This is a genomic window from Streptomyces sp. NPDC051105, from assembly GCF_040682795.1.
In the GTDB taxonomy this organism is placed as follows: domain Bacteria; phylum Actinomycetota; class Actinomycetes; order Streptomycetales; family Streptomycetaceae; genus Streptomyces.
In genome coordinates this window covers 1-1,123 of record NZ_JBFBBR010000083.1, presented here as the reverse complement: position 1 = coordinate 1,123, position 1,123 = coordinate 1, and the positions used below count along the sequence as shown (strand labels likewise).

General features: G+C 27.3%; 1 protein-coding gene. It reads right to left on the bottom strand.

Annotated features, from left to right (window positions below):
* Window positions 1–14 precede the first annotated feature (14 nt).
* Window positions 15–917 (bottom strand): ABC transporter ATP-binding protein, encoded by a 903-nt coding sequence (locus AB0N16_RS41875; protein ID WP_081144471.1) that lies wholly within the window; start codon window positions 915–917, stop codon window positions 15–17.
* Window positions 918–1,123 lie beyond the last annotated feature (206 nt).

The following is a 1,123-nucleotide window of genomic DNA, read 5'->3' as shown; positions in this document are numbered from 1 at the left end:
CTATTTTTGCTAAATTAGTCATTTTGTGTCTCCTCAATATGAGTACCCTCAAATATAGTATCCAGTAATGATGTATTGGTAAGCTCAACTTCTTTAATAGGGAATCCTATGCTTAATAACGCTTTAATAATATCATCTGTTCTTTCTGCTACAAAATAAAATTCCACAGTAGATTTTGAAAAAATTTCTTTGATCTGATTACATATAATTATATGTTGTAATGGTTGTTCAAATTGCTTATATAAATTAATATCTAAAACAATAATTTTTTCGTGATTCAGCATTCTTAGCCGGTATGGTGTTTCATCTGCCATTAAATTACCATTATCTAATAAAAGTACTCTATCCGCACAATAATTTACTTCTTCAATATAATGGGTTGTAAATAATACAGTAGTGCCTTTTTCTTTAAGTTGTTGGATACATTCCCAAAAATGGTGTCTGGTCGATGTATCCATACTTGAGGTAGGCTCATCAACAATTAAAAATTGTGGTTTGTTAATTACAGCTAAACAAAAATCTAGTAATCTCTGTTGCCCTCCAGATAATTTAGAAGCAAACTTATTCATTTGTTCGTTTGAAAAATTAAGAATAAGTGCAACTTCTTCCTCAGAAAGAGGAGTATCAGTATAACTAGATACAAAGTTAATTAACTCGTTTACCTTTATATCATCAGGAAAATTGGTATTTTGAGGTAAAAAACCAACATTTTTTTTCTCGCAGTATATCTTTACATTTCCATCATTTTGAAAATATTTTCCTATGATTATATTCAATAATGTACTTTTTCCTGCACCGTTTTTTCCAAGTAGAGCAATACATTCATTTTTTTTAATAGAAAAAGTAATATTGCTTAAAACTGTTTTCTGATTAAATTCTTTTTTTATATCTTGAATCTCAACAATTTTTTTTGTCAAAATTGTATCCTCCTATTTTTATTACTATCTTTTGCTTTCATGCTATCAAGCTTTCTCTTTAATTTTCATTTTTTTACTTTTTTCATCTTTTAATTTTGTGTTAATTTTATAGGTTCTGTTGCAAAGTTTTCTGATAAGTCTATTTTAGTGTAAAATGAATAAAAATGACAGCGAGGATATATCAATGAACTATTTTAAAGGTAAAC